Source organism: Pseudoalteromonas sp. S2755 (genome assembly GCF_005886535.1).
In the GTDB taxonomy this organism is placed as follows: Bacteria; Pseudomonadota; Gammaproteobacteria; order Enterobacterales; family Alteromonadaceae; genus Pseudoalteromonas.
The window spans coordinates 1-3,850 of the sequence record NZ_PNDS01000025.1; the positions used below are offsets into that span (position 1 = coordinate 1).

General features: G+C 44.3%; 2 protein-coding genes. One reads left to right on the top strand and one right to left on the bottom strand.

Features of this window, described 5'->3' with window-relative positions:
- Nucleotides 1–326 precede the first annotated feature (326 nt).
- A complete protein-coding gene (locus CWC03_RS04925; protein ID WP_138580805.1) occupies nucleotides 327–1,736 on the top strand; it encodes a sensor domain-containing diguanylate cyclase in 1,410 nt (469 codons plus the stop codon).
- Here the strand turns inward: CWC03_RS04925 and ylqF are convergent.
- Nucleotides 1,733–2,677: a ribosome biogenesis GTPase YlqF gene (ylqF, locus tag CWC03_RS04930; protein ID WP_045987848.1), complete on the bottom strand. Its 945-nt coding sequence runs from the start codon at nucleotides 2,675–2,677 to the stop codon at nucleotides 1,733–1,735. The two genes, CWC03_RS04925 and ylqF, sit on opposite strands and share 4 nt — an antisense overlap.
- Nucleotides 2,678–3,850: the final 1,173 nt, after the last annotated feature.

Sequence of the window (3,850 nt, forward strand, 5' to 3'; positions counted from 1 at the left end):
AATGAGAATTATTTTCAAAAAGGTATTGACCTAACGGCGAATCTAATTGATAATCAATATCAACAAGAGGACATACTCTTGCTGATTCGACCCTGAATCGTGTTGTCGGTGATGTGCTACAACGCCCCTTGATGTGTATCACTGGCAACCACTTTTTACTTGCTACATTGCTCATATCGGTGACGGTAGATATGAATCAAAAAGCCCTGCTCAGGGCTTTTTTTATGCCTACATTTTCTATCAGCGTTTGTTCAGCTGTAATGCCGTGTAATCGTTTTCTTTTACTAGAATCCGTATCATTCTATTTTTCCAAAAATAACAATAATATGAACGCTCGACGCTACCGTTATAACATGTTGTTAAGCCTGCTGCTGCTGGTAGGGTTTATTTTCACCAGCTGGATAAGTATCGAGCATGCTAAACAGTCGTTGTATAAAGGGGTGAGCGATGATGCTCTGCCACTCACCAGCCATCTGATTGATTTAGATATACAAAAACGGCTGCAAGCTCCAATTATTGTTTCTCAGCAAATGGCAAATAACGTCTTTATTAAACGTTGGCTAACATCTTCACAGCAAGACCCTACGCTTGTTTTCACCTACTTAGAAGATACTCGAGCATTACATCACGCAAAAACGAGCTTTTTAGTGGACGACAAGAGCCTCACTTATTACCACTTTGATGGTAACACCCAGCAGTTAGACATTCGCGCCAAGCAAAACGATTGGTACCGAGAAAGCCTGCATAGCGATGCAGACTATGCGCTCAATGTTGATATAGACCCAAGAGATAACAACGAAGCCATTGTTTACGTCAATCATAAAATAAAACAAAACAACGATGTAATTGGCGTTGTTGGGGTTGGTATCTTATTGGCTGATTTACACAATTTAATCGAACAATACGAAGCCAGCTACGCACGCAAACTGTACTTTATTGACCACAAAGGCAGGCTCTTATTTTTTAACGATCAGACCCTATCTGGCACCAATATTCATGATCGTTTTCCAACCCAAGCAACGGCGCTGCTCAATCAATCCGAATATCAATTTCGGTTGGAAACCGACGACCATGCCGAGTTTGTCCATTCGCGCTATTTGGACTCTATAGGCTGGTATTTAATTGTTGAGCAAACAATAGATAAATCCAGTGGAATAAGCGACATACTCACAACCAATTTATGGGTAGGGAGCCTCGTCACCCTATTAATATTAGCCGTGGCGCAGTTGACGTTTAATCACTATCAAAAACGCTTAGAAAAAATGGCGAAGTACGACAAACTCACCGATACCTTTAATCGTCAAGCCTTTGAGCCACAGCTTCAGCACCATTTAGCGAAAGCGCGTACCCAATCAACCCCAGTAGTGATGTTGATGATGGACATTGACCACTTTAAACAAGTGAACGATCAACATGGCCATGTGGTAGGCGACAGAGTGCTGCAATGTTTCTCCAACGTATGTAAACGCCAGATAGAAAACAAAGGTTTGCTGTGCCGCTGGGGGGGTGAAGAATTTATGGTATTGCTACCCAAAGCGACGTTAGAGCAAGGAATTGCGATTGCTGAGAAGATCCATGTTGCACTAGAGCAAGCGGAATGTGAGGTCAAAGTGACTGTCAGTATTGGCGTTGCACAATACCATATTGATGAATCAGAAGATGGTTTTATAAAGCGCGCCGATGCCGCGCTCTATCGTGCCAAACAAGGCCGGAATCAAACCAAATTCGCCGCTTAGCGGCGATTCTTACGCGCTCTTGCGCGGCGTTGACGTTTTTCGTCTTCACGCGCGGCCTTTTTAGCCTCAGCTTGTGCTCGTAACTCAGCAACCATTTCTTCTTCCGACTCTCGCATTTCCGGCGTTTCCATCGTGATCTGCCCGATAATAGCATCGCGCAATTCGTTGATTAAAATCTCCGACATCTTATGCGTATCAACCTGATTGCCACCCTTTACACACCCACGCTTGCGGCCAGCCATCTCGATAAATGTCCAATCACAGTCCGGTAATTCGTCGAGCTTGTAACGTGCTTTTAAAAGCTCTGGATATGCACCTAGCAGATATTCAGCGGTGTAACTCGCCACTTCTTCATAATTGATAGCCGTATCGCGAATAGCACCCGTTGCCGCCAAACGATAGCCCGAGTTTTCGTTCTCAACCTTTGGCCACAACATACCCGGCGTATCGTAAAGCATAATGCCGTCTTCAAGCTTAATACGCTGTTGCGCTTTAGTTACCGCTGGTTCATTACCGGTTTTTGCAACAATTCTGCCGGCAAGTGTATTGATAAGCGTCGATTTACCCACATTTGGAATACCCATGATCATGGCTTTTAGCTGCTTATCTTGACCCACTTTATGAGGTGCAAGCTTTTTGCAAAGCGCATTAATACGCTGTACTTCATTCGCCTTATCATGACCAAACGCCAGCGCTTTTACACCGCTCTCACGTTCAAAATACTCCATCCACTGCTTGGTCAGTTCAGGATCGGCAAGGTCCGCTTTGTTCATGATTTTGATAACAGGCTTATCACCGCGTAACTGCCCTACCATCGGGTTTTCGCTACTATATGGAATACGAGCATCCAGCACTTCAATAATGACATCCATCTGCGGCATGATCTCTTTGATCTCATTGCGCGCTTTATTCATATGCCCTGGGAACCACTGTATTGCCATTATAACCACCTGTATTAATTAACTTTAAAAGCTCATATGCTGAACACCTTGCCAAACTCACACCTACCATAGCACCATTCGTACGAAGCAAGAGATAAGTAAAGGATACAACATAGGGTACTAAACGCTTTTAACACAGCAGCAGTACCTCATCACTTAGTTGGCTATTCTACTATAAATTGACAGGATTGGGTTAATGGCCATGAATTCTGTTTAATCCACATATCACGCTCAACATCCTTGTCCATATATCGCTGCTATGAGTTAAGCTAGCTCCCCCTCCTGACTGACTTCGCCCCCATAGGTTAGGACTACTTTTTCTTTGACGCCTAAAGAAAAGGCACTCCCTCATCACCCGAAAAACATACTTCTCGGCGGGTGAAGCGCCTCCCACAAAACTATTTACACTGTGAGCTTGGAGGCTACGCTGATAGTTTTTGCAATGCTTTCAAGAAACTTAACCGTAAAAATCGTAGACAATCTCACAAGCAACTTATTCCCCCTCCATCACACCCGAAGCATAAACCGATATGCAATGTGCCGACAGGATGTCGGCCAAGTCTTGTCAGGCACAGGGACGTGCGTTACAAGACGGTTGCACTATATCGGCTTAGGATTTGAGGATTAAGCGTGATGCTGGGGCGACGTTTTCTTGGTTCGCTCGATCGCGTCGTTTAAAAAGAATGAACGAGGAGCGCATGGATACGCTTTGATATTAAACATGGAGGTTTATGTTGCTAACGGCTGATAACTCGAAATGTATTGCAAAGTCAGCCCGTCCTCCTGACCGATTTCGACGCCCATCCATGGGCTACGACTACCTTTTCTTTGCTTGCCCAAAGAAAAGGTAGCAAAAGAAAGGGCACTCCCAACATCACACTGACTCCTCAAGTAAATTGCCAATATGAACGTCACCGCGGTGTAAGGGCCATCCTTGGCCCTGTCACCGCTTTTCACGCATCCATGCGTTGAAATGACTCATAGGCAATTTACTTTCGGGTGTGATGAGGGAGACACAATGCGCTGATAAGTTCTTTTGGTGCTTGTAAGCGACTTAGCTGCTTCAGGAGATAAAATCAGAATTAACAATCAGCGCTACTTTCCTCTCTCCAACACACCCAATAAGCATTCGAATGCTAAATAAAAAAATGAGTTAAAAATGCTTGTCTTTTA

Excerpts from the sequence above, each read along its gene's own strand:
- CWC03_RS04925 (WP_138580805.1), top strand. The coding sequence starts at position 327 with ATGAACGCTCGACGCTACCGTTATAACATGTTGTTAAGCCTGCTGCTG.
- ylqF (WP_045987848.1), bottom strand. The coding sequence starts at position 2,677 with ATGGCAATACAGTGGTTCCCAGGGCATATGAATAAAGCGCGCAATGAG.